A 23,486-nucleotide genomic window follows, 5' to 3' on the forward strand; every position below is an offset into this window, starting at 1 on the left:
CGGCATGAAGGTCGGCGCGGTCATCATCACCATGGGCAACCGCCCGGAGGAGCTGCGGGCGCTCATCGACTCCGTCGCCAAGCAGGACGGCGACAAGGTCTCCGTGGTAGTCGTCGGCAACGGCTCGCCCGTGCCCGACGTGCCCGAGGGCGTGCGCACCGTCGAGCTGCCCGAGAACCTGGGCATCCCCGGCGGCCGCAACGTCGGCATCGAGGCGTTCGGCCCCGGCGGGAGCGACGTCGACGTCCTGCTGTTCCTGGACGACGACGGTCTGCTCGCCCGGCAGGACACCGCCGAGCTGTGCCGGGCCGCGTTCGCCGCCGACCCGGAGCTGGGCATCATCAGCTTCCGCATCGCGGACCCCGAGACCGGGGAGACCCAGCGCCGCCACGTGCCCCGGCTGCGCGCCGCCGACCCGATGCGCTCCTCGCGCGTCACCACCTTCCTCGGCGGCGCCAACGCCGTCCGGACGAAGGTGATCGGCCAGGTCGGCGGGCTGCCGGACGAGTTCTTCTACGCCCATGAGGAGACCGACCTCGCCTGGCGTGCGCTGGACGCGGGCTGGATGATCGACTACCGGTCGGACATGGTGCTGTACCACCCGACGACCGCCCCCTCGCGGCACGCGGTGTACCACCGCATGGTGGCCCGCAACCGCGTCTGGCTGGCCCGCCGCAACCTGCCCGTGCCGCTCGTCCCGGTCTACCTCGGCGTCTGGCTGCTGCTCACGCTGGCCCGCCGCCCCTCCGGACCGGCGCTGAAGGCGTGGTTCGGCGGCTTCAAGGAGGGCTGGACCAGCCCCTGCGGTCCGCGTCGCCCGATGCGCTGGCGTACGGTGTGGCGGCTGACCCGGCTGGGCCGTCCCCCGGTGATCTGAGAAGCTCGGTGTCGCGGGGCACGCGGCCCGGCGCACGCGAAGTACACGACGCACTCGAAGACGAAAGTTTCCACCTGTGAGTGAGAGAACCCATGACGGCGGTGTCGCGGTGACCGCGGCTCCGTCGCCCGACGAGGGCCTGCCCGCGGCAGATCTCGCCGCCAAGTACGGGCTCGCGACGAGCGGTGCCCGCCCCTCGCTCGTCGAGTACGTCCGGCAGCTGTGGAGCCGCCGTCACTTCATCCTCGCCTTCTCCCAGGCGAAGCTGACGGCCCAGTACAGCCAGGCCAAGCTGGGCCAGCTGTGGCAGGTGGCCACCCCGCTGCTGAACGCGGCCGTGTACTACGCGATCTTCGGGCTGATCCTCAAGGCCAGCCGGGGCATGTCGCACGACACGTACGTGCCGTTCCTGGTCACCGGCGTGTTCGTGTTCACCTTCACGCAGAGCTCGCTGATGTCGGGCGTCCGCGCGATCTCCGGCAACCTCGGCCTGGTGCGGGCCCTGCACTTCCCGCGCGCCTCGCTGCCGATCTCGTTCTCCCTGCAGCAGCTCCAGCAGCTGCTGTTCTCCATGATCGTCGTGTTCCTGGTGACGATCGGGTTCGGCAACTATCCGCGGCTGTCCTGGCTGCTGATCCTGCCGGTGCTGGTGCTGCAGTTCCTGTTCAACACCGGGCTCGCGCTGATCGTGGCCCGCATGGGCGCCAAGACGCCGGACCTCGCCCAGCTGATGCCGTTCATCCTGCGGACCTGGATGTACGCCTCCGGTGTCATGTTCTCCATCAGCAACATGCTGGCGGGCAAGCCGGAGTGGATCGTCCGAGTGCTGCAGGCCAACCCGGCGGCCGTCTACATGGACCTGATGCGCTTCGCGCTGATCGACGACTACGGCGCCTCGAACCTGCCCCCGCACGTGTGGGCCCTCGCCCTGGGCTGGGCCGTGGTCGTCGCCTTCGGCGGCTTCGTGTACTTCTGGAAGGCAGAGGAGCGGTACGGCCGTGGCTGAGCAGAACACCGGCGAGCGCCGTCCGACCGTCATCGCGGACGAGCTGCACATCGTCTACCGGGTCAACGGCGCCAAGACCGGCAAGGGCAGCGCCACCTCCGCCCTGAGCCGCATCCTCAAGCGCGGCGAGCAGCGCGGGGTGCGCAAGGTGCACGCGGTGCGCGGGGTGTCCTTCACCGCCTACCGGGGCGAGGCCATCGGTCTGATCGGCTCCAACGGTTCCGGCAAGTCCACCCTGCTGCGGGCCATCGCCGGCCTGCTGCCGGCGGAGAAGGGCAAGGTCTACACCGACGGCCAGCCCTCCCTGCTGGGCGTCAACGCGGCCCTGATGAGCGACCTGACCGGTGAGCGGAACGTCATCCTGGGCGGTCTCGCCATGGGCATGTCCCGTGAGCAGATCAAGGAGCGCTACCAGAAGATCGTCGACTTCTCCGGCATCAACGAGAAGGGCGACTTCATCACGCTGCCGATGCGGACGTACTCCTCCGGCATGGCGGCCCGGCTGCGGTTCTCCATCGCCGCCGCCAAGGACCACGACGTCCTCATGATCGACGAGGCGCTGGCCACCGGCGACCGTGCCTTCCAGAAGCGCTCCGAGGAACGCATCCGGGAGCTGCGCAAGGAGGCCGGCACGGTCTTCCTGGTCAGCCACAACAACAAGTCCATCCGCGACACCTGCGACCGCGTCCTGTGGCTGGAGCGCGGCGAACTCCGCATGGACGGACCCACCGAAGAGGTCCTCAAGGAGTACGAGAAGTTCACGGGCAAGTAGCCCGCGCTTCGTCAGGGCCCCGCCGGACGCCCCTCCGGCGGGGCCCCACGTCCGCAAAGGATGCGTCAACTCCGTTGGTGCGGCGGAATGTTGACGTCTGTCCGGGTGTTCTGGTGAGGCGCCGGAGACCCCGACGGACCATGTCGCGTCGTACAACGTAAGCTGTACCGGTGCCGGAAACCGGCAATCGGGGCGATAATGCGCGACACCCTCCGCCGGGGAAGCCCCCCGGAGGGTCGGCGGCGTGTCCGAAATAGTGTGTATCGGGTCAGCAGTGTAGAACGGGAGATGTGACGGCAATGGCTACGGAAACTCCCCAGCTCAACGTGGACCGCGCCGTCCTTGGACCGGGCAGCGCGCAGTGACGGGAACCGACACGGCGACGGCACTGGAACGCGCCACGCTGGACAAGGCCGCGCGCGAGAACTTCCCCGTGGCCCCGTTCTTCCTGCCCCGCGCCTGGCGCACCGACCTCATGGCCGTCTACGGCTTCGCCCGCCTGGTCGACGACATCGGCGACGGCGACCTGGCCCCCGGCGGCGCCGACGCCCGCGCCCTGAGCGTTTCCCCGGAGCAGGCCGACGACCGCCTCGTCATGCTCGACGCCTTCGAGACCGACCTGCGCCGCGTCTTCGACGGCACCCCGCACCACCCCCTGCTGCGCCGCCTCCAGCCCACCGTGCGCCGCCGCGGCCTCACCCCCGAGCCCTTCCTCGGCCTGATCGCCGCCAACCGCCAGGACCAGCTCGTCACCCGCTACGAGACCTACGACGACCTGCGCGCCTACTGCGAGCTCTCCGCCAACCCGGTCGGCCGCCTGGTCCTCGGCGTCACCGGCACCGCGACCCCCGAGCGCGTCCGCCGCTCCGACGCCGTGTGCACCGCGCTGCAGATCGTCGAGCACCTCCAGGACGTCGCCGAGGACCTCGGCAGCGACCGCATCTACCTCCCCGCCCAGGACATGAAGCGTTTCCATGTCCAGGAGAGCGACCTCGCCGCCCCGAGCGCGGGCGCGTCCGTACGCGCCCTGGTCGCGTACGAAGCCCAGCGCGCACGCGAACTCCTGAATGAAGGCGCCCCCCTCGTGGGTAGCGTCCAGGGCAGGCTGAAGCTGCTGCTCGCCGGGTTCGTGGCGGGAGGAAAGGCGGCGGTCCGGGCGATCGCCGCCGCCGATCACGACGTACTTCCCGGCCCGCCGAAACCCAGCAAGCTCCAGCTGCTGCGCGAGGCGGCCACGACCCTGCGAGGAGAGGGGTGATCCGGGCAGTGGAGGCTTCGCAAGCCGTGTCCGCACCGGTACTCGCCGCCTACCGCTACTGCGAGACGGTCACCGGACAGCAGGCCCGCAACTTCGCCTACGGCATCCGGCTGCTGCCGACGCCCGAGCGCCGCGCCATGTCGGCGCTCTACGCCTTCTCACGGCGTGTCGACGACATCGGCGACGGCGAGCTGCCCGGCGACGTCAAGGTGGACCGCCTGGAGGACACCCGGGCGCTGCTCGCCCGCATCCAGGCGGGCGCGGTCGAGGAGGACGACACCGACCCGGTGGCCGTCGCCCTCACCCACGCCGCCGGTGCCTTCCCGATCCCGCTCGGCGGCCTGGACGAGCTGATCGACGGCGTCCAGATGGACCTGCGCGGCGCGACCTACGAGACCTGGGACGACCTCAAGGTCTACTGCCGCTGCGTCGCCGGTGCCATCGGCCGGCTCTCGCTCGGCGTCTTCGGCACCGAGGCGGGCGCACCCGGCGCCGAGCGCGCCCCCGAGTACGCCGACACGCTGGGGCTCGCCCTCCAGCTCACCAACATCCTGCGGGACGTGCGCGAGGACGCCGAGGGCGGCCGGACCTACCTGCCCGCCGACGACCTGGCCAAGTTCGGCTGCTCGGCCGGGTTCGCCGGACCCACCCCGCCCGCGGGCTCCGACTTCGCGGGCCTCGTCCACTTCGAGGTCCGCCGCGCCCGCGCCCTCTTCGCCGAGGGCTACCGGCTGCTGCCCATGCTGGACCGCCGCAGCGGCGCCTGCGTCGCCGCCATGGCGGGCATCTACCGGCGCCTGCTCGACCGCATCGAGCGCGACCCGGAGGCCGTGCTGCGCGGCCGGGTCTCGCTGCCCGGCCGCGAGAAGGCGTACGTCGCCGTGCGCGGCCTGTCCGGCTTCGACGCCCGCCATGTCTCGCGGCACACGCTCAGGAGGCGTGCCTGATGACGGCCGAGGCCCAGGAGGCGGCTCCGGCGGCCCGGCCGCGGCGGGCAACCCTCGCCCGCGGCGTGGCGTCCCTGACGGCGACGGCCGAACGTGCACGGTTCAACGAGCACGCGCGGCACGCACGGAAGGACGCGGCATGAGCGAGGACGCACGCCCGGCACGGGCGCACACCGGCCCCACCGGCCGGACCGCCGTCGTGGTCGGCGGCGGACTCGCCGGGGTCACCGCGGCCCTCGCGCTCGCCGACGCGGGCGTCCGCGTCACCCTGCTCGAAGGCAGGCCGCGGCTCGGCGGACTCGCCTTCTCCTTCCAGCGCGGCGACCTGACCGTGGACAACGGCCAGCACGTCTACCTGCGCTGCTGCACCGCCTACCGCTGGTTCCTCGACCGCATCGAGGGCACCGCGCTGGCCCCGCTCCAGGACCGGCTCGACGTACCCGTGGTCGACGTCGACAAGCCCGAGGGGCGGCGGCTCGGCAGGCTGCGGCGCGACCCGCTGCCCGTACCCCTGCACCTGGGGCGCAGCCTGGCCACCTACCCGCACCTCTCGCTCGCCGAGCGTGCCTCGGTCGGGCGGGCGGCGCTCGCGCTGAAGGGGCTCGACCCCACCGACCCGGCGCTGGACGACCAGGACTTCGGCACCTGGCTCGCCCGGCACGGCCAGTCCGCGCGCGCCATCGAGGCGCTGTGGGACCTGATCGGGGTCCCCACCCTCAACGCGGTCGCGGGCGACGCCTCGCTCGGACTCGCCGCGAAGGTGTTCAAGACCGGTCTGCTGTCCGAGCCCGGCGCGGCCGACATCGGCTGGGCGCACGTCCCGCTGGGCGACCTGCACGACCGGCTGGCCCGCAAGTCGCTCGACTCCGCCGGCGTCCGCACCGAGGTCCGCACCCGCGTCACCTCCGTCTCCCGGAACGCGGACGGGCGCTGGAGCGTCGAGATCCCCGGCGAGACGATCGACACCGACGCCGTCGTCCTCGCCGTACCCCAGCGCGAGACCCACGACCTGCTCCCGGCCGGCGCGATGGACGACCCCGGGCGGCTGCTGCGCATCGGCACCGCGCCGATCCTCAACGTGCACGTCGTCTACGACCGCCCGGTGCTCGCCCGGCCCCTCCTCACCGCGCTCGGCACCCCCGTGCAGTGGGTGTTCGACCGCACCGCCTCCTCCGGGCTGCGCGAGGGCCAGTACCTTGCGCTGTCCCAGTCGGCCGCCCACGACGACATCGACCTCCCCGTCGCCGACCTGCGCGAGCGCTATCTGCCCGAGCTGGAACGGCTGATTCCCGGCGCCCGCACCGCGGAAGTACGGGACTTCTTCGTGACCCGCGAGCGCACCGCGACGTTCGCCCCCACCCCCGGCGTCGGGCGGCTGCGCCCCGGCGCCCGCACCAAGGTTCCCGGCCTGTACCTGGCCGGGGCGTGGACCGCCACCGGTTGGCCCGCGACCATGGAGGGCGCGGTCCGCAGCGGAGTGAGCGCGGCCGACGCCGCGCTCGGCGCCCTGGGCCGCCCCCGCCCCCGCCACCTCTTCCAGTTCGAGGAGGCGGCGTGATGCTCGATCAGCACAGCCCGGAGGGGCCCCGCACCCCCGGTACCGCAACAAGAGGAGAGACTGTGCCCACTGTGCCGCCCCCGGCCTCGACAGCCGCCGACGCGGTGGACGTGACCGCACTGCTGGAGCGCGGCCGGACCCTGGCCACCCCGGTGCTGCGCGCCGCCGTCGACCGGCTGGCGCCCCCCATGGACACCGTCGCCGCCTACCACTTCGGCTGGATCGACGCCGCCGGGAACCCGTCGGCCGGTGACGGCGGCAAGGCCGTGCGCCCCGCCCTCGCCGTGCTCTCCGCCGAGGTCACCGGCGCCGCCCCCGAGGTCGGCGTACCCGGCGCGGTCGCCGTCGAGCTGGTGCACAACTTCTCGCTGCTGCACGACGACCTGATGGACGGCGACGAGCAGCGCCGCCACCGCGACACCGTGTGGAAGGTGCACGGCCCCGCCCAGGCCATCCTGGTCGGCGACGCCCTGTTCGCCCTCGGCAACGAGGTCCTGCTGGAGCTCGGCACCGTCGAGGCCGGGCGCGCCACCCGCCGCCTCACCACCGCCACCCGCGCCCTGATCGACGGCCAGGCCCAGGACATCTCCTACGAGCACCGCGACCGCGTCAGCGTCGAGGAGTGCCTGGAGATGGAGGGCAACAAGACCGGCGCCCTGCTGGCCTGCGCCTCCTCCATCGGTGCGGTCCTCGGCGGCGCCGACGACCGCACCGCCGACGCGCTGGAGCGCTACGGCTATCACCTCGGCCTCGCCTTCCAGGCCGTCGACGACCTGCTCGGCATCTGGGGCGACCCGGAGTCCACCGGCAAGCAGACCTGGAGCGACCTGCGCCAGCGCAAGAAGTCCCTGCCCGTGGTCGCCGCCCTCGCGGCCGGTGGTCCCGCCTCCGAGCGGCTCGGCGAGATCCTCGCCGCCGACGCCAAGAGCAACGACTTCGCCGCCTTCTCCGAGGCGGAGTTCGCGGCCCGCGCCGCCCTCATCGAGGAGGCGGGCGGCCGCGAGTGGACGGCGGACGAGGCGCGGCGCCAGCACACCGTCGCCATCGAGGCCCTGCACGCCGTCGACATGCCCGACCGGGTGCGGGCCGCCTTCACGGCGCTCGCCGACTTCGTCGTCGTGAGGAAGAGATGATCACTATCGGCCGAATAATCCTCGCGTAGTCGCCGGCCGGTGCGGCGCGATGCACCTCACCGGCCGACGGCGGACCCACAGCAGCACGACTCGAACGACTGCGCAAAGGGGAAGCCATGACAGCGACGACCGACGGAAGCACCGGGGCCACGATCCCGCCCCGCGCTGCCGCGGCCAGCGACACCGACAGCACCACCCCCCTGGTGGCCGGGGTACCCGAGGCCGCCGAACACGCCGTGGCACGGGCCACCGAGTTCCTGCTCGCCGCGCAGGACCCCGGGGGCTGGTGGAAGGGCGACCTGGAGACCAACGTCACCATGGACGCCGAGGACCTCCTGCTGCGCCAGTTCCTCGGCATCCGCGACGAGGCGACCACCCACGCGGCCGCCCTGTTCATCCGCGGCGAGCAGCGCGCCGACGGCGCCTGGGCGACCTTCTACGGCGGTCCCGGCGAGCTGTCCGCCACCGTCGAGGCGTACGTCGCGCTCCGCCTGGCCGGTGACGCCCCCGACGCCCCCCACATGGCCCGCGCCTCGGCCTGGGTCCGCGCCCGCGGCGGCATCGCCTCCGCCCGCGTCTTCACCCGGATCTGGCTCGCCCTGTTCGGCTGGTGGAAGTGGGAGGACCTGCCCGAACTCCCCCCGGAACTCATCTGGTTCCCCACCTGGCTGCCGCTCAACATCTACGACTTCGGCTGCTGGGCGCGGCAGACCATCGTGCCGCTGACCATCGTCTCGGCCACGCGTCCGGTCCGCCCGGCACCCTTCCCGCTCGACGAGCTGCACATCGACCCGGCCAACCCCAACCCGCCCAAGCCGCTTGCTCCGCTGGCCAGTTGGGACGGTGCCTTCCAGCGGCTCGACCGGATGGTGCACCGGCTGCGCAAGGCGGTACCGCCCCGGCTGCGCCGGGCCGCGATGAACACCGCGGCCCGCTGGATCGTCGAACGCCAGGAGAACGACGGCTGCTGGGGCGGCATCCAGCCCCCGGCCGTGTACTCGGTCATCGCACTGCACCTGATGGGCTACGACCTCGAACACCCGGTGATGCGGGCCGGGTTGGCGTCGCTGGACCGGTTCGCCATCTGGCGCGAGGACGGGTCCCGGATGATCGAGGCGTGCCAGTCCCCGGTCTGGGACACCTGCCTCGCCGTCATCGCGCTGGCCGACGCCGGAGTCCCCGCCGATCACCCGCAGTTGTTGAAGGCGGCCGACTGGATGCTGGGCGAGGAGATCCGCCGCCCCGGCGACTGGTCCGTCAAGCGCCCCCAACTCCCGCCGGGCGGATGGGCGTTCGAGTTCCACAACGACAACTACCCCGACATCGACGACACCGCCGAGGTCGCCCTCGCGCTGCGCCGGGTCCAGCACCCCGACCCCGCCCGGATGGACGGGGCGATCGCGCGGGCGGTGCGCTGGAACTTCGGGATGCAGTCGAAGAACGGCGCCTGGGGCGCCTTCGACGTCGACAACACCAGCCCGTTCCCCAACCGGCTGCCGTTCTGCGACTTCGGCGAGGTCATCGACCCGCCGTCCGCCGATGTCACCGCGCACGTCGTGGAGATGATGGCGGCCGAAGGACTCGCCCACGACCCGCGCACCCGGCGCGGCATCACCTGGCTGCTCGACGAACAGGAGGCCGACGGCTCCTGGTTCGGCCGCTGGGGCGTCAACTACGTCTACGGCACCGGCTCGGTGGTACCCGCCCTGACCGCGGCCGGACTCCCCGTCTCCCATCCGGCGATCCGCCGCGCGGTGCACTGGCTGCGGGAGGTCCAGAACGACGACGGCGGCTGGGGCGAGGACCTGCGCTCCTACAAGCACGTCAAGGAGTGGAGCGGCCGCGGCGCCTCCACCGCCTCCCAGACCGCCTGGGCGCTGATGGCGCTGCTCGCGGCGGGGGAGCGGGACTCGGGGGCCGTCGAGCGGGGTGTGCGGTGGCTGGCCGAGACCCAGCGGGCGGACGGCTCCTGGGACGAGCCGTACTTCACCGGCACCGGCTTCCCCTGGGACTTCTCGATCAACTACCACCTCTACCGGCAGGTCTTCCCGCTCACCGCGCTCGGCCGGTACCTGCACGGCGACCCCTTCGACAAGGCGCCCCTGGCCGCCCGCCGAGGCGTCCGCGCCGTGGCCGGAGGGAGCTGAATGAGACCCCGGCCCGCCTCGGCACCGCTGCTGATCGTCTGCGCGCTCGGCATCGAGCGGTTCGCCCTGCGCACCGGCGACCGCGGCGGGGTCGGGGCGCGGTTCGGCGTCCTGCGCACCGGCATGGGCCCCCGGGCGGCGGAGCGGTCCGTCACCGAGCGGCTCGCCGGTCCGGGGATGACCGACGCCGCCGTGCTGGCCACCGGCTTCTGCGCCGGGCTGGCACCGGGCATGCACCCCGGTGACCTGGTCGTCGCCGAGGAGACCCGTGACGAGCGGGGGACCGTCCCCTGTGTGCGCACCGATCTGCTGGTGAAGGAGCTGCGGCGGGCCGTCCCCGGCCGCACCGTCCACACCGGCCCCCTGACCGGCTCCGACCATGTGGTCCGGGGCCCGGAACGCGCCGATCTGCTGGCGACCGGCGCCATCGCGGTCGACATGGAGTCGGCGGCCACCCTGCGGAGCGCCGTCGGCGCGGGCCCCCGCCCGGTTGCGGCCGTACGAGTGGTCGTGGACGCTCCAGAACATGAACTTGTCCGGATCGGAACGCTTCGCGGTGGAATATCAGCCTTCCGCGTTCTGCGTTCCGTCCTTCCCGCTTTCTTCGAATGGCACCGTTCCTTGCCGCTCCCCCGGAGGTGAGCCAGATGGCCATGCCGTTGCGTCAGTCCATCAAGGTCGCTACATACCTGGCCGAACAGAAGATCCGCAAGCGGGACAAGTTTCCGCTGATCGTCGAGCTGGAACCGCTGTTCGCCTGCAATCTCAAGTGCGAGGGCTGCGGGAAGATCCAGCACCCGGCGGGCGTCCTCAAGCAGCGCATGCCGGTCGCCCAGGCCGTGGGCGCGGTGCTGGAGTCCGGCGCGCCGATGGTGTCCATCGCGGGCGGTGAGCCCTTGATGCACCCGCAGATCGACGAGATCGTCCGCCAGCTGGTCGCCAAGCGCAAGTACGTCTTCCTGTGCACCAACGCCATGCTGCTGCGCAAGAAGATGGACAAGTTCACGCCGTCCCCGTACTTCGCGTTCGCGGTGCACATCGACGGGCTGCGTGAGCGGCACGACGAGTCCGTGGCCAAGGAAGGCGTCTTCGACGAGGCCGTGGCGGCGATCAAGGAGGCCAAGCAGCGCGGCTTCCGGGTCACCACCAACTCGACCTTCTTCAACACCGACACCCCGCAGACCATCGTCGAGGTGCTGAACTTCCTCAACGACGACCTCCAGGTCGACGAGATGATGATCTCGCCCGCCTACGCCTACGAGAAGGCACCCGACCAGGAGCACTTCCTCGGCGTCGAGCAGACCCGCGAGCTGTTCAAGAAGGCGTTCTCCGGCGGCAACCGCAGGCGGTGGCGGCTCAATCACTCCCCGCTGTTCCTGGACTTCCTCGAGGGCAAGGTCGACTTCCCCTGCACCGCCTGGGCCATCCCGAACTACTCCCTCTTCGGCTGGCAGCGCCCCTGCTACCTGATGAGCGACGGCTATGTGCCGACCTACCGCGAGCTGGTCGAGGACACCGACTGGGACAAGTACGGCCGCGGCAAGGACCCGCGCTGCGCCAACTGCATGGCGCACTGCGGCTACGAGCCGACCGCCGTCCTCGCCACCATGGGCTCCCTGAAGGAGTCGCTGCGGGCCATGCGCGAGACCGTCTCCGGAAACCGGGAGTGAGGCCATGAGCGCCGTCTCCCTGGGCGTCCCCGAGGTACCGGCCCGTCCTGTCGCCACCCGCCGGGTGTCGCGGCAGATCCAGGTGGGTTCGGTGCCGGTCGGGGGCGGGGCGCCCGTGTCGGTGCAGTCGATGACGACGACGCGTACCTCGGACATCGGGTCGACGTTGCAGCAGATCGCGGAGCTGACGGCGTCGGGCTGCCAGATCGTGCGGGTGGCGTGTCCGACGCAGGACGACGCGGACGCGCTGGCCACCATTGCGCGGAAGTCGCAGCTTCCGGTGATCGCGGACATCCACTTCCAGCCGAAGTACGTGTTCGCGGCGATCGAGGCGGGCTGCGCGGCGGTCCGGGTGAACCCGGGCAACATCAAGCAGTTCGACGACAAGGTCCGCGAGATCGCCAAGGTCGCCAAGGAGCACGGCACGCCGATCCGGATCGGCGTGAACGCGGGCTCGCTGGACCGCCGCCTGCTGCAGAAGTACGGCAAGGCCACGCCGGAGGCGCTGGTGGAGTCGGCGCTGTGGGAGGCGTCCCTCTTCGAGGAGCACGACTTCCGGGACATCAAGATCTCGGTGAAGCACAACGACCCGGTCGTGATGATCGAGGCGTACCGGCAGCTCGCCGCCCAGTGCGACTACCCCCTCCACCTGGGTGTGACGGAGGCGGGTCCGGCGTTCCAGGGCACGATCAAGTCGGCCGTGGCCTTCGGTGCGCTGCTGTCCGAGGGCATCGGTGACACGATCCGGGTCTCGCTGTCGGCGCCGCCGGTGGAGGAGGTCAAGGTGGGCCTGCAGATCCTGGAGTCGCTGAACCTCAAGCAGCGCGGCCTGGAGATCGTGTCCTGCCCGTCGTGCGGGCGTGCCCAGGTCGACGTGTACAAGCTGGCCGAGGAGGTCACGGCGGGCCTGACCGGTATGGAGGTCCCGCTGCGGGTCGCGGTCATGGGCTGTGTGGTGAACGGCCCCGGTGAAGCGCGAGAAGCGGATCTCGGGGTTGCCTCCGGCAACGGCAAGGGCCAGATCTTCGTGAAGGGCGAGGTCATCAAGACCGTCCCGGAGTCGAAGATCGTGGAGACCCTCATCGAGGAGGCCATGCGGCTGGCCGAGGAGACCGGCCAAGCGGATCAGGTGAGTTGAGGCAGAGCACGGCACGGACCGAGAGGGGGCCAGCGTGACGATTCTGGAGAGCATCCGGGGACCACGCGACCTGAAGGCGCTGTCGCAGGAAGAACTGGACCAACTGTCCGGTGAAGTACGCGAGTTCCTGGTGGAGGCGGTGTCGAGGACCGGGGGGCACCTCGGCCCCAACCTGGGCGTGGTGGAACTGACCATCGCCCTGCACCGGGTCTTCGAGTCACCGGTCGACCGCATCGTGTGGGACACCGGGCACCAGAGCTATGTGCACAAGCTGCTGACGGGCCGTCAGGACTTCTCCAAGCTGCGCGGCAAGGGCGGCCTGTCCGGTTACCCCTCGCGTGAGGAGTCCGAGCACGACATCGTGGAGAACAGCCACGCCTCCACCTCCCTCGGCTGGGCCGACGGCCTCGCCAAGGCGCGCCAGGTGCTGGGGGAGCGCGGGCACGTCGTCGCGGTCATCGGGGACGGCGCGCTCACCGGTGGCATGGCCTGGGAGGCGCTGAACAACATCGCGGCCGCCAAGGACCGGCCGCTGATCATCGTCGTCAACGACAACGAGCGCTCCTACGCGCCCACGATCGGCGGCCTCGCCAACCACCTCGCCACGCTGCGCACCACCGACGGCTACGAGCAGGTCCTCGCCTGGGGCAAGGAGGCGCTGCAGCGCACCCCGGTCGTCGGCGGTCTGCTCTACGAGGCCGCGCACGGCGCCAAGAAGGGGTTCAAGGACGCCTTCGCCCCGCAGGGCATGTTCGAGGACCTCGGGCTGAAGTACGTGGGCCCCATCGACGGGCACGACATCGGCGCCGTCGAGTCCGCGCTGCGCCGGGCCAAGCGGTTCCACGGACCGGTGCTGGTGCACTGCCTCACCGAGAAGGGACGCGGCTATCCCCCTGCCCTCGCCCACGAGGAGGACCACTTCCACACCGTGGGGGTGATGGACCCGCTGACCTGCGCCCCGCTCACCCCCTCCGGCGGACCCTCGTGGACCACGGTGTTCGGTGAGGAGATCGTCCGGATCGCGGAGGAGCGCGAGGACGTCGTCGCCATCACGGCGGCCATGCTGCACCCGGTCGGCCTCGGCCCGTTCGCCGCCCGCTTCCCCGACCGGGTCTGGGACGTCGGCATCGCCGAGCAGCACGCGGCCGTGTCCGCGGCGGGCCTCGCCACCGGGGGAGCGCACCCGGTCGTCGCCGTCTACGCGACGTTCCTCAACCGCGCCTTCGACCAACTGCTCATGGACGTGGCCCTGCACCGCTGCGGAGTGACCTTCGTGCTCGACCGCGCCGGGGTCACCGGCGTCGACGGCGCCTCGCACAACGGCATGTGGGACATGTCGATCCTCCAGGTCGTCCCCGGCCTCAGGATCGCCGCCCCGCGCGACGCCGCCCAGCTCCGCGCCCAGCTGCGCGAGGCGGTCGCGGTGGACGACGCGCCGACCCTGGTCCGCTTCCCCAAGGAGTCCGTCGGCCCCGAGGTCCCGGCCCTGGGCCACGTCGGCGGCATGGACGTCCTCCACCGGGACGACGAGCCCGGCGTCCTCCTCGTCTCCGTCGGCGTGATGGCACCCGTCTGCCTCCAGGTGGCCTCGCTGCTCGGAGCACGCGGGATCGACTGCACGGTGGTCGACCCACGTTGGGTCAAGCCCGTCGACCCCGCGCTGCCCGAACTCGCCGCCGCGCACCGGCTGGTGGCCGTGGTCGAGGACAACAGCCGTGCGGCGGGCGTCGGTTCGGCCGTGGCGCTGGCCCTCGGGGACGCCGACGTGGACGTGCCCGTACGGCGGTTCGGCATCCCGGACCAGTTCCTCGCGCACGCCAAGCGCGCTGAGGTGCTGGCCGACATCGGTCTCACACCGGTGGAGATCGCCGGGCGGATCAGCGCGAGCCTCGCCGTCAAGGACGTCGGCGCACGGCAGAACCAGGAGAGCTGAATGAGTACGGAGTTCGACCTCGAAGCCCTCCTCGCCGCGCGCGGAGCCGAGCGCTACGACCTGCACACGCGCCACCTCAACCCCCAACTCCCGCGCATGCTGCACACCATCGGCTTCGACAAGGTCTACGAACGCGCCGAGGGCGCCCACTTCTTCGACGCCGAGGGAAACGACTACCTCGACATGCTCGCCGGGTTCGGCGTGATGGGCCTCGGCCGCCACCACCCGGTCGTCCGCAAGGCCCTGCACGACGTGCTCGACCTGAACCTGGCCGACCTCACCCGCTTCGACTGCCAGCCGCTGCCCGGCCTGCTCGCCGAACGCCTCCTCGCCCACAGCCCGCACCTGGACCGGGTGTTCTTCGGCAACAGCGGCACCGAGGCCGTCGAGACCGCCCTGAAGTTCGCCCGCTTCGCCACCGGCCGCCCCCGCGTCCTCTACTGCGACCACGCCTTCCACGGCCTCACCACCGGCTCCCTGTCGGTCAACGGCGAGAACGGCTTCCGCGACGGCTTCGCCCCGCTGCTCCCCGACACCGCCGTACCCCTCGGTGATCTCGCCGCGCTGGAAAGGGAGTTGAAGAAGGGTGATGTCGCCGCCCTCATCGTCGAGCCGATCCAGGGCAAGGGCGTGCACGAGTCGCCGCCCGGATATCTGCGCGCCGCGCAGGAGTTGCTGCACAAGCACAAGGCGCTGCTGATCGCCGACGAGGTGCAGACCGGCCTCGGCCGCACCGGCGACTTCTACGCCTACCAGCACGAGGACGGTGTCGAACCCGACCTGGTGTGCGTCGCCAAGGCGCTCTCCGGCGGCTACGTCCCGGTCAGCGCCACGCTCGGCAAGGACTGGATCTTCAAGAAGGTCTACTCGTCCATGGACCGGGTCCTGGTGCACTCCGCGAGCTTCGGCTCCAACGCCCAGGCCATGGCCGCCGGGCTCGCCGTGCTCTCCGTCATGGAGGACGAGCAGATCGTCGCCCGCGCCCGGACCATGGGCGAGCTGCTGAAGTCCCGGCTGGCCGCGCTCATCGGCAAGTACGAGCTGCTGGCCGACGTGCGCGGGCGGGGGCTGATGATCGGTATCGAGTTCGGCCGCCCCGACTCGCTCAAGCTGCGCGGCCGCTGGACCATGCTCCAGGCCGCCCGCAAGGGGCTGTTCGCGCAGATGGTCGTCGTACCGCTGCTCCAGCGGCACCGGATTCTCACCCAGGTCTCCGGGGACCACCTGGAGGTGATCAAGCTGATCCCGCCGCTGGTGATCGACGAGGCGGACGTGGACCGCTTCGTGGACGCCTTCACCGCCGTCATGGACGACGCGCACAGCGGCGGCGGGCTGATGTGGGACTTCGGCCGGACCCTGATCAAGCAGGCGGTGGCCGGACGCTGAGGCTTTTCGCAGTGGTTTTTGCCTCTGAGGCAAGAAAATTGCCCAGCGGGCAAAACTCCGGCTGAATGGAGGCATGAACGCCTCCGAAGCGGCCTCCCCGGCGGGCCAGGGCGACGACCTGCCCGCCGTGGCGCCCCAACTGCGCGCCCTGCGCCGCCGGGCCGGTCTCACCCTGGAGGCCGCGGCCGGGGCCGCCGGGCTCTCCCCGGCGCACCTCTCCCGGCTGGAGACCGGCCACCGCCAGCCCTCGCTGCCGATGCTCCTGGCCCTCGCCCGCATCTACGGTACGACGGTCTCCGACCTGCTCGGTGAGACGGCCGCCGACCGGGACGCCATCGTCCGCGCCGCCGACATGGAACCCACCCGCGCCGCGGGCTGGACCTACTTCCAGGCCGGCTCCCCCGGCCGCGGCATGCAGGCCCTGCGCGTGCGGGTGCCGTACCGCCCCCAGGGCGACATCGTGCGCGTCCACCCCGGCGAGGAATGGCTCTACGTCCTCGACGGCCGCCTGCGGCTGCGCCTCGGGGACAGCTCCCACCTGCTCGCGCCCGGGGACAGCGCCCACTTCGACTCGCTCACCCCGCACCGCCTCAACGCCGACGACCACGACGGCGTCGAGCTGCTGTTCGTCCACACCCTGCTGCAGAGCCCCACGGCCACGCTGTGCCTGGGCCATCCCACCGGAGAGCCGTCATGAGTGACATCGAGGACAAGCTGCCGCCCGCCCTGTGGGTCCGGGTGATCATCTACGTCGTGCTCGGCCATCTCCTGGCCGCCTTCCTCTACCTGCTGTTCACACTCGGCGCCAAGAACTGATCGGCGCCGAGAGCCGAGGGGCGGCCGGGACGGGCGGTCAGTCGACCAGCCGCTCGCGCAGCCGCCCCCGCGCGGAGTCCGAGAGCTTCAGCCCCCGCTCCAGGTACGCGTCCACGTCGCCCCAGGTGTCCTCGATGCTGTCGAAGGCCGCCGCGAGGTACTCGGCGCGGGCGTCGAAGAGCGGGCTGAGCAGCTCCATCACCTCGGGCGTGTACGCGCTCGCCTGGTCACCGTTCCGCCGGACCTTGTAACGCCGGTGCTTGGCGTTGGACTCGAGATAGTCGGCGATGATCGCGTCCCGCTCCACGCCCACCGCGAGCAGCGTCACCGCCACCGAGATGCCCGCCCGGTCCTTGCCCGCCGCGCAGTGCATCAGCGCGGGCACACTGTCCTCGGCCAGCGCGTGCAGCACCCGGGAGTGCTCGGCGGTGCGCTCGGTGACGATCTTCCGGTACGAGGCGATCATGCGGCCCGCGCCCTTGCCGTCCGCCAGGATGTCCCGCAGCTGGTCGAGGTCGCCGTCGCGGACCATCCGCCAGAACTCGGCGCCGTCCGCCGGGTCGCTCAGCGGGACGTTCACGTTCCGCACGCCCGGCAGCTCGACATCGGGGCCCTCCAGCCGCTGGTCGGCCGTGTTGCGGAAGTCGAAGACCGTGTGCAGGCCCAGGGAGGAGAGATAGGCCGCGTCCTCCTCGGTCGCGTGCGCGAGATGCCCGCTGCGGAACAGCACCCCGTGCCGCACCCGGCGTCCGTCCACCGTCGGCAGGCCGCCCACGTCACGGAAGTTGCGGACTGCGGCCAGTTCGGGCTCGGTCGACGGGACCTGCTGCGTCACGGGTGCTCCCTGAAGGCTCCGCCCCGCCGCGCGGCTCGTCGACGGGCGCACAGCCGACGATACGACATGGGATTTCCCCGGCCCCGACCCCGTTGACCGCCCGTTCAACAGGGCGGCCGACAGCGCTATTCCTTGATTGGCAAATTCTTTAAGCGTGGCTTATCTCACCGTTCGTCAACCCCTGCTTACGGTCGCGTAGGTCACATCCGAAGGTGAATCATGGTCCGACGTGGCAGACGATGCGGAGAATGACAACAGGACAGTGATCGGGTCGTACGTGGCGGTGGGGGACAGCTTCACCGAAGGCGTCGGCGACCCCGGCCCCGACGGGGCGTTCGTCGGCTGGGCCGACCGGCTGGCGGTACTCCTCGCCGACCGGCGCCCCGAAGGCGACTTCATGTACACGAACCTGGCCGTGCGCGGGAAACTGCTCGACCAGATCGCGTCGGACCAGGTACCCGAGGCGGCACGGCTCGCCCCGGACCTCGTCTCCATCTGTGCGGGGGGCAACGACATCATCCGCCCCGGCACCGACCCGGACGAGGCCGCCGAGCGCTTCGAGCGCGCCGTCGCCCAGCTCGCGGCGGGCGCGGGCACCGTGCTGGTGGCGACCGGCTTCGACACCCGCGGCGTCCCGCTGCTCAAGCACCTGCGCGGCAAGATCGCCACGTACAACGGTCATGTACGGGCCATCGCCGACCGGTACGACTGCCCGGTGCTGGACCTGTGGTCCCTGAAGTCCGTCCAGGACCGCAGGGCCTGGGACGGCGACCGGCTGCACCTCTCGCCCGAGGGCCACACCCGGGTGGCGCTGCGCGCCGGGCAGGCGCTCGGCCTCCCGGTCCCGGCCGACCCCGAGCAGGCGTGGCCGGTGCTGCCGCCGCGCGGCTCGCTGGAGATCCGGCGCGACAACGTGCACTGGGCGCGCCAGCACCTCGTGCCGTGGATCGGCCGCCGACTGCGCGGCGAGTCCTCCGGGGACCATGTGGTCGCCAAGGGCCTGCTGTCGCCGAGCGACATCAGGATGCGGATCGCGCCGGTGGCGTGAGGCCGCCCGCCGCCCCCGCCGTACGTCCTGTACTCGCGGGGGCGGCCGTCCCGGCACCTCCGGTATCCGCGGGGGCGGCCGTCCCGGCACCTCCGGTATCCGCGGGGGCGGCCGTCCCGGCACCTCCGGTATCCGCGGGGGCGGCGGTCCCAGCACGCTTTCGTCGCGTGGCCGTCGTCCGGGCGCAACGGAGTCGACCGCTCGCGGTGGGTCAGATCCGGAACACTGTTCGGGAACAGTGAGGGCCGTGAGCGCGTTGGGACGGGTGGCCGGGTCACCCGGCCCATGGCGGCTCCGGGCCGCCCCAGCCGCCGACGACGAGGGAGCCCGCAGTGACTCCACCTGGAGGTATCGTGTCCGGTCTGCGTTCCCTGAGCTCCGGGCTCCGCGCGCTACAGCCCGAGGCCTTCGGCGCGGAACCGCGCGGTGAGCGCCTCGCGCGCATCCACCGCTCCCCGCACTTCAAGGACGGCGTCTTCCAGAACCCCGGCGGCACGGCCGGCACCCGGCCCTCCGGCTCCGCGCTGGACCTCGCCAAGGCGTTCTTCGACAAGGACACGCGTCCCGTCCGCGCACCGCACGGCACCATCCCGGTCCACCCGACCACCGTGGCCGACCTGTCCAAGACGCCGGTCTCCGGCCTGCGGGTGACCTGGCTCGGCCACTCCAGCGTGCTGGTGGAGATCGACGGGCACCGGGTGCTGTTCGACCCGGTCTGGGGCGAGCGCTGTTCGCCGTTCCCCTTCGCCGGGCCCAAGCGACTGCACCCCGCCCCGCTGCCGCTGGCCGCGCTCGGCCCGGTCGACGTGGTGGTCATCTCCCACGACCACTACGACCACCTCGACCTGCCCACCATCAAGGCCCTGGCCGACACCGACACCCTGTTCGCCGTCCCGCTGGGCGTGGGCGCGCACCTCGAACACTGGGGGGTGTCCCCGGACCGGCTGCGCGAGCTGGACTGGCACGAGTCCACCGAGGTCGGCGGGGTGACCCTGACCGCGACCCCGGCCCGCCACTTCTGCGGGCGCGGCCTGCGCAACACCCAGCACACCCTGTGGGCCTCCTGGGTCGTCGCGGGCGAGGAGCACCGGGTGTACCACAGCGGCGACACCGGCTACTTCGACGGCTTCAAGGACATCGGCGCGGCGCACGGCCCGTTCGACGTCACGATGATCCAGATCGGCGCGTACAGCCCGTACTGGCCCGACATCCACATGACCCCGGAAGAGGGCCTCCGCGCCCACCTCGACCTCCAGTCCGGCACCCCCCACGGCGTCCTCCTCCCCATCCACTGGGGCACCTTCAACCTGGCGATGCACGCGTGGGCGGAACCGGGGGAGTGGACGCGGGACGCGAGCGCGGAAGCGGGCCAGCCTGTCGCCTCCCCTCGCCCGGGCGAGCCCTTCGAGCCGGGCGGCAAGATCCCCACCGACCCCTGGTGGCAGTCGGTGTCCGGCCCGATCGCCCACCCATGGCGCGCACAGCGACCAGCGGTGCCGGCCGCCGCGGGGGAGCGGAGCGGGGATCTCGACTTCGCGGAGTGACGCCTGACCTCGGGCGACTGCCGGGGGCCGAACTCGGTGGCCGACGTCCGCCAGCGCGTCGCCTTCGGCAGTCCTACGCTGCGGCCATGTCCCACGCCTTCGCAGTCGGCATCATCGACCGCTTCTTCGCCGCACCCGTGGCCGAGTCCTCTGCCGGGGAGTCCCGGCAGGCCCGGTTGCTGCGGCTGATGGGCCGCCGAGTCGAGCCGTGCTTCATCCTGGCCGTCCGGCCCGCTCCTCCGCCGTGAGGCCACGGAGTGTCCAGAGCCCGTACAGAGCCAGCAGCGGCTTGCCGAACATCCACTCGCCAGGACGGTAGTCGGCCGCGCGCACGAGCCGCTGGGCGAGATCGGGGCGCTGCCGCCGCAGGTACGCACGGGCCTTGAGCGCGTGAGCCGGCTGGGAGACGATCTTGATGCGGTCGACGTCCTCGATCAGCGGGATCACGTTCGTGATGTTCTCCCAGGTCGTCGCGCTCCGGTCCTCGAGCAGCACCGTACCGTCGAACCCGAGCACCGACTTCGCGTAGTCGGCCATCAGTTGGGCCTCCGCGGCGAAGCTGCCGGTCGCGCCCCCGCTGAAGATCACGAGAGTTTCCCGTGCACCGTCAGCGGCGACGGAGCGAAGACCGGCACGGACGCGCCAGCGGTTGATGAAGTTCGCCGTCGGCCGTGGATTGCGGTAGCCCAACACGACCACGGCTTCCGAAGCGCCCCCGCTGCTTCTCACCGGGATCCGGGACCAGCGCCAGTTCACCCACTCGCCCCAGGCCAGAGCGGCAACCACGGCTACCGCCAGCCCTGTTCGTCGTCGCATGCGGCGACTCTAGGGCACCGCATCGAGCTGCCGCGTGAGAACGAGCGCACTCGGCCCGGAGCCCGGCGCACCGGTCAGGACAGCGGCACCGCCGACTCGATCGCCTCCGGCATCGTGTGAGTGATCTCGTCGCCGAGGCGTTCGAACTCGCTTCGGAGGAAGGGGTCCGCGAGGCGGGCCAGGCCGTGGAACTGGATGTTGGCGTCGTAGGTGATCTGGGTGCCCTCGGGGGTGGAGCGGAGGGTGATGTCGTCGGTGGAGGTCGCCGTCTTGTTGGTGCCGATGAAGGTGAGGCGGTCCTCGGAGCGGTGGTCGAGGCGGTACTCGAGCTCGGTGCTACGGCCCCGGAACTCGGAGACGTTGTGCCAGGTGGCGCCCTCGGTGGGGATGCCCGTGCCGTTCGTCCGGGCGCATTCCTGGGTGCCGGGGTCCCAGTCCACGGCGTTCGCGAAGTCGGCCAGGTAGGCGTTCACGGCGGGCAGGGGGCGGGGGACGGTGAAGGAACGTCGGACGTGGACCATGCTCGTTCTCCAGTGCTCGGGGCAGCGGGTCGCCGCTAGGGACGGGTACCCCCGGACGGCCCGGAACCGACCTCCGGCAGTTTCCCGCCCGAAGCCAGCCGGGCCCGCACCTCGGTGGAGGCGTCCTTGGGCGCCCGTACCGCCAGGGTGTGCCCGCTCCGGGTGGCCGTCACCTCGCCGGTGAGGGTGAGCGAGGTGACCGCGCGGCTGCCCGCGGCCAGGACGTACCAGTGGCCGCGCGGTGACTTCCAGTGCGTCCGGGCCACCACATGCTGACCGAACCTGCTGCACGCGGCCGTCGACCGCACCCGCGTCACCACCAGCGCTTTCTCGCCCGGACGGCGCAGGGAGACGGTGATGTCGCCCGGCCCCCGCCAGGTGTCCGCCCGCACGCACGTCCACACGGCGCGCCCGCCGCCGTCCGGGAGGTCCTGCTCGGCGAAGTCCCAGGCGTTGACCGCCCGCACCCCCGAGCCGTCCACCGACTCCAGGCCGCAGCCGGTCTGGCCCCACGCCACCAGCGCGGCCGGGCCGGTCGCCTCGCGCGGCTGCCGGGCGGGCGGTGCGCCATGGCCCGGCAGCGGGGTGTACGTCAGATGCGCGGGCGTGAGACCGCCGAGGTCGGTCAGCAGGAACGCGTGGTGCTCGGCGATCGCCGGGGACGACCGCAGCTGGAGCGCCGGACGGCGCCCGCAGCCGCCACCCGTCCACCGGGGCACCGGCGCGGTGACCCCGTCCCGCGCGACCGACAGCGGCCGGGCCGGGGAGTCCGGCCGGGTCAGGTCGCGCACCGAGGACTCCGCCACCCACGGCGCCAGCAGATAGCGCACCGCGCCGCCCCGCTCGGCCAGCGCCACAGCCGCGGCCGTGGTCACGTCGGCGTCGTCCGCGCGGGCCAGTACGAGCAGCGCACCGGTGCCCGACTCGCCGTACCGCACCAGGCGTTGGCCGTCGTGGAACACCACCACCGCGCGCCCGCCGACCGACCCGGCGTACAGCAGTCGCGGCGCGCGCGGCGGGGGATCGGCCGGGGTGCCGGGGGCGCGGACGATCCGGGTGCCGGACGGCGGGTCGGCCCAGACGGCCAGCGCCCGGTCCAGCAGCGCCCGGTCCCGCACCCGGTCCCCGCGCGCGGGCCAGGCGGTGAAGTCGACCCGCGAGGTGTCCGCCCACGCGTCGGGGTCGCCCCGGAGCAGATCGGCGGACCGGGGCTGACGCCCGTACGGACCCGGCGCGTCCGGCGTCGAGTGCGTGACGGCCGCCGCCAGTCCGCCCGCCGTGAGCGCCCCCGCCAGTACGGCGACGGCGGCCAGGCGCACCCGGCGACGGCGGCGCACCAGGTCGGTGGGGCGGGCGCGCAGGGTGCACGCGTCGAACTCGTCCGAGGTGAGCACCGACGCGGCGGCGGTTCCCAGCGAGGTGTCGAGCCGGGCCGCCTCCCGTACGGCCACCCGCGCCTCGGCCACCCCGGCCGCCTCCAGCACCCCGCGTGTGTGGTCGGCCGTGAGGCCCTCGACGCGGAGCAGGACGAAGGCGGCGCGGGCCGGGGCGGACAGCTCCGACAGGGCCTGGCCGAGCGCCATCTCCTCGGCGCCGCCCGAGCGCGGCGCCAGCCGCAGCCCGACCACCACGGGCAGCCGGGGCAGCAGCAGCCGGGGCGGCCGGGCCCCCTCGGGCCACAGCCGGGGCCGCCTGCACTGGGCGAGCGCGGCACGCACCACCGCCACCCGGAGCGACCGGTCCGGGTCGGTCCCCGACGAGCGGGGCGCCGGTACGGCGGGCGTGGCGTCGGGCAGGCTGCGCTGCACCAGCGAGTGCGCCGCGAGGACCCGGCGGTGTCGGCCGAGGGAGGCCGGGAGGACCAGGTAGGCCAGGCGGACCAGCTCGGCGTACCGCTCGGCGAGTCTGCGCTCGGCGTGCAGCAGGCGACGGCGCGAATCGTGCGGGGAACGACTGAGCGGGGACAGGACCATCGGGTGACTGCCTTCCTCGACCGGGGACGTTCGGAGCTGGTGCTACGGCAAACGAGTGACCGCCGCTCGGGTCACCGGGCGTTTCGGCCGCCTGTCCAGGCAGAACGT

The 23,486-nt window shown here is 72.2% G+C and carries 23 protein-coding genes; 19 read left to right on the forward strand and 4 right to left on the reverse strand.

Annotated elements, in window-relative coordinates; all coding sequences use genetic code 11:
- Positions 1 to 4: 4 nt before the first annotated feature.
- The 16 genes from ACIPPM_RS03490 to ACIPPM_RS03565 all read left to right on the forward strand — a co-directional run bounded on the left by ACIPPM_RS03490 (position 5) and on the right by ACIPPM_RS03565 (position 16,641).
- Positions 5 to 877, forward strand: a complete 873-nt coding sequence (locus ACIPPM_RS03490; protein WP_401442390.1) for a glycosyltransferase family 2 protein — start codon at positions 5 to 7, stop codon at positions 875 to 877.
- A gap of 76 nt (positions 878 to 953) precedes the next feature.
- Positions 954 to 1,883 (forward strand): ABC transporter permease, encoded by a 930-nt coding sequence (locus tag ACIPPM_RS03495; protein ID WP_401442391.1) that lies wholly within the window; start codon positions 954 to 956, stop codon positions 1,881 to 1,883.
- Positions 1,876 to 2,655, forward strand: coding sequence for an ABC transporter ATP-binding protein (locus ACIPPM_RS03500; RefSeq protein ID WP_401442393.1), 780 nt, complete (start codon positions 1,876 to 1,878; stop codon positions 2,653 to 2,655). Before ACIPPM_RS03495 ends, ACIPPM_RS03500 begins: the two co-directional genes overlap by 8 nt.
- Before the next feature lie 361 nt (positions 2,656 to 3,016).
- Positions 3,017 to 3,913: a squalene synthase HpnC gene (gene hpnC / locus ACIPPM_RS03505; RefSeq protein ID WP_401442395.1), complete on the forward strand. Its 897-nt coding sequence runs from the start codon at positions 3,017 to 3,019 to the stop codon at positions 3,911 to 3,913.
- Positions 3,910 to 4,860, forward strand: coding sequence for a presqualene diphosphate synthase HpnD (gene hpnD / locus ACIPPM_RS03510; protein WP_401442397.1), 951 nt, complete (start codon positions 3,910 to 3,912; stop codon positions 4,858 to 4,860). Before hpnC ends, hpnD begins: the two co-directional genes overlap by 4 nt.
- Positions 4,860 to 5,003 carry a DUF6380 family protein gene (locus ACIPPM_RS03515; RefSeq protein ID WP_401442398.1) on the forward strand — a complete coding sequence of 48 codons (144 nt, stop codon included), beginning with the start codon at positions 4,860 to 4,862 and terminating at the stop codon, positions 5,001 to 5,003. The genes hpnD and ACIPPM_RS03515 overlap by 1 nt, the downstream gene beginning before the upstream one ends.
- Complete coding sequence (hpnE, locus tag ACIPPM_RS03520; protein ID WP_401442401.1) at positions 5,000 to 6,418, forward strand: hydroxysqualene dehydroxylase HpnE; 1,419 nt, start codon at positions 5,000 to 5,002, stop codon at positions 6,416 to 6,418. The genes ACIPPM_RS03515 and hpnE overlap by 4 nt, the downstream gene beginning before the upstream one ends.
- Positions 6,418 to 7,551, forward strand: a complete 1,134-nt coding sequence (locus ACIPPM_RS03525) for a polyprenyl synthetase family protein (protein WP_401444163.1) — start codon at positions 6,418 to 6,420, stop codon at positions 7,549 to 7,551. The genes hpnE and ACIPPM_RS03525 overlap by 1 nt, the downstream gene beginning before the upstream one ends.
- A gap of 116 nt (positions 7,552 to 7,667) precedes the next feature.
- The gene (shc, locus tag ACIPPM_RS03530; protein ID WP_401442403.1) at positions 7,668 to 9,698 is read left to right on the forward strand and encodes a squalene--hopene cyclase; all 2,031 of its coding nucleotides are present in this window, start codon (positions 7,668 to 7,670) and stop codon (positions 9,696 to 9,698) included.
- Complete coding sequence (locus ACIPPM_RS03535; RefSeq protein ID WP_401442405.1) at positions 9,699 to 10,340, forward strand: 1-hydroxy-2-methyl-2-butenyl 4-diphosphate reductase; 642 nt, start codon at positions 9,699 to 9,701, stop codon at positions 10,338 to 10,340.
- Between the two features lie 5 nt (positions 10,341 to 10,345).
- Positions 10,346 to 11,368 carry an adenosyl-hopene transferase HpnH gene (gene hpnH / locus ACIPPM_RS03540; protein ID WP_393591711.1) on the forward strand — a complete coding sequence of 341 codons (1,023 nt, stop codon included), beginning with the start codon at positions 10,346 to 10,348 and terminating at the stop codon, positions 11,366 to 11,368.
- Between the two features lie 4 nt (positions 11,369 to 11,372).
- The gene (gene ispG, locus ACIPPM_RS03545) at positions 11,373 to 12,506 is read left to right on the forward strand and encodes a flavodoxin-dependent (E)-4-hydroxy-3-methylbut-2-enyl-diphosphate synthase (RefSeq protein ID WP_401442408.1); all 1,134 of its coding nucleotides are present in this window, start codon (positions 11,373 to 11,375) and stop codon (positions 12,504 to 12,506) included.
- A 34-nt stretch (positions 12,507 to 12,540) separates the two neighbouring features.
- Positions 12,541 to 14,439 (forward strand): 1-deoxy-D-xylulose-5-phosphate synthase, encoded by a 1,899-nt coding sequence (gene dxs, locus ACIPPM_RS03550; protein WP_401442411.1) that lies wholly within the window; start codon positions 12,541 to 12,543, stop codon positions 14,437 to 14,439.
- A complete protein-coding gene (locus tag ACIPPM_RS03555; RefSeq protein WP_401442414.1) occupies positions 14,440 to 15,825 on the forward strand; it encodes an aspartate aminotransferase family protein in 1,386 nt (461 codons plus the stop codon).
- Positions 15,826 to 15,898: 73 nt separating this feature from the next.
- Positions 15,899 to 16,522 carry a helix-turn-helix domain-containing protein gene (locus ACIPPM_RS03560; protein WP_401442417.1) on the forward strand — a complete coding sequence of 208 codons (624 nt, stop codon included), beginning with the start codon at positions 15,899 to 15,901 and terminating at the stop codon, positions 16,520 to 16,522.
- Entirely contained in the window at positions 16,519 to 16,641 is a 123-nt protein-coding gene (locus ACIPPM_RS03565; RefSeq protein ID WP_401442420.1) for a DUF6126 family protein, read from the forward strand. The genes ACIPPM_RS03560 and ACIPPM_RS03565 overlap by 4 nt, the downstream gene beginning before the upstream one ends.
- Positions 16,642 to 16,678: 37 nt before the next feature.
- Here ACIPPM_RS03565 and ACIPPM_RS03570 read toward each other — a convergent pair whose 3' ends face one another.
- Positions 16,679 to 17,476, reverse strand: a complete 798-nt coding sequence (locus tag ACIPPM_RS03570; RefSeq protein WP_401442423.1) for a tyrosine-protein phosphatase — start codon at positions 17,474 to 17,476, stop codon at positions 16,679 to 16,681.
- A gap of 262 nt (positions 17,477 to 17,738) precedes the next feature.
- On the opposite strand from ACIPPM_RS03570, the gene ACIPPM_RS03575 reads away from it, so the two are divergent.
- The 3 genes from ACIPPM_RS03575 to ACIPPM_RS03585 all read left to right on the forward strand — a co-directional run bounded on the left by ACIPPM_RS03575 (position 17,739) and on the right by ACIPPM_RS03585 (position 20,316).
- On the forward strand, positions 17,739 to 18,524 hold the full coding sequence (locus ACIPPM_RS03575; RefSeq protein ID WP_401444166.1) for an SGNH/GDSL hydrolase family protein: 786 nt from the start codon (positions 17,739 to 17,741) through the stop codon (positions 18,522 to 18,524).
- A 353-nt stretch (positions 18,525 to 18,877) separates the two neighbouring features.
- Entirely contained in the window at positions 18,878 to 20,068 is a 1,191-nt protein-coding gene (locus ACIPPM_RS03580; protein WP_401442426.1) for an MBL fold metallo-hydrolase, read from the forward strand.
- An 86-nt stretch (positions 20,069 to 20,154) separates the two neighbouring features.
- The gene (locus ACIPPM_RS03585) at positions 20,155 to 20,316 is read left to right on the forward strand and encodes a hypothetical protein (protein WP_401442429.1); all 162 of its coding nucleotides are present in this window, start codon (positions 20,155 to 20,157) and stop codon (positions 20,314 to 20,316) included.
- On the opposite strand, the gene ACIPPM_RS03590 is transcribed toward ACIPPM_RS03585, so the two are convergent.
- From ACIPPM_RS03590 to ACIPPM_RS03600, 3 genes are all read right to left on the reverse strand, one after another.
- Entirely contained in the window at positions 20,282 to 20,884 is a 603-nt protein-coding gene (locus ACIPPM_RS03590) for a YdcF family protein (protein WP_401442432.1), read from the reverse strand. The two genes, ACIPPM_RS03585 and ACIPPM_RS03590, sit on opposite strands and share 35 nt — an antisense overlap.
- Positions 20,885 to 20,958: 74 nt before the next feature.
- Entirely contained in the window at positions 20,959 to 21,405 is a 447-nt protein-coding gene (locus tag ACIPPM_RS03595; protein ID WP_401442434.1) for an SRPBCC family protein, read from the reverse strand.
- Positions 21,406 to 21,440: 35 nt separating this feature from the next.
- Complete coding sequence (locus ACIPPM_RS03600; protein WP_401442436.1) at positions 21,441 to 23,378, reverse strand: hypothetical protein; 1,938 nt, start codon at positions 23,376 to 23,378, stop codon at positions 21,441 to 21,443.
- Positions 23,379 to 23,486: the final 108 nt, after the last annotated feature.

It is taken from the genome of Streptomyces sp. NPDC090119 (genome assembly GCF_044747085.1).
Classification (GTDB): domain Bacteria; phylum Actinomycetota; class Actinomycetes; order Streptomycetales; family Streptomycetaceae; genus Streptomyces.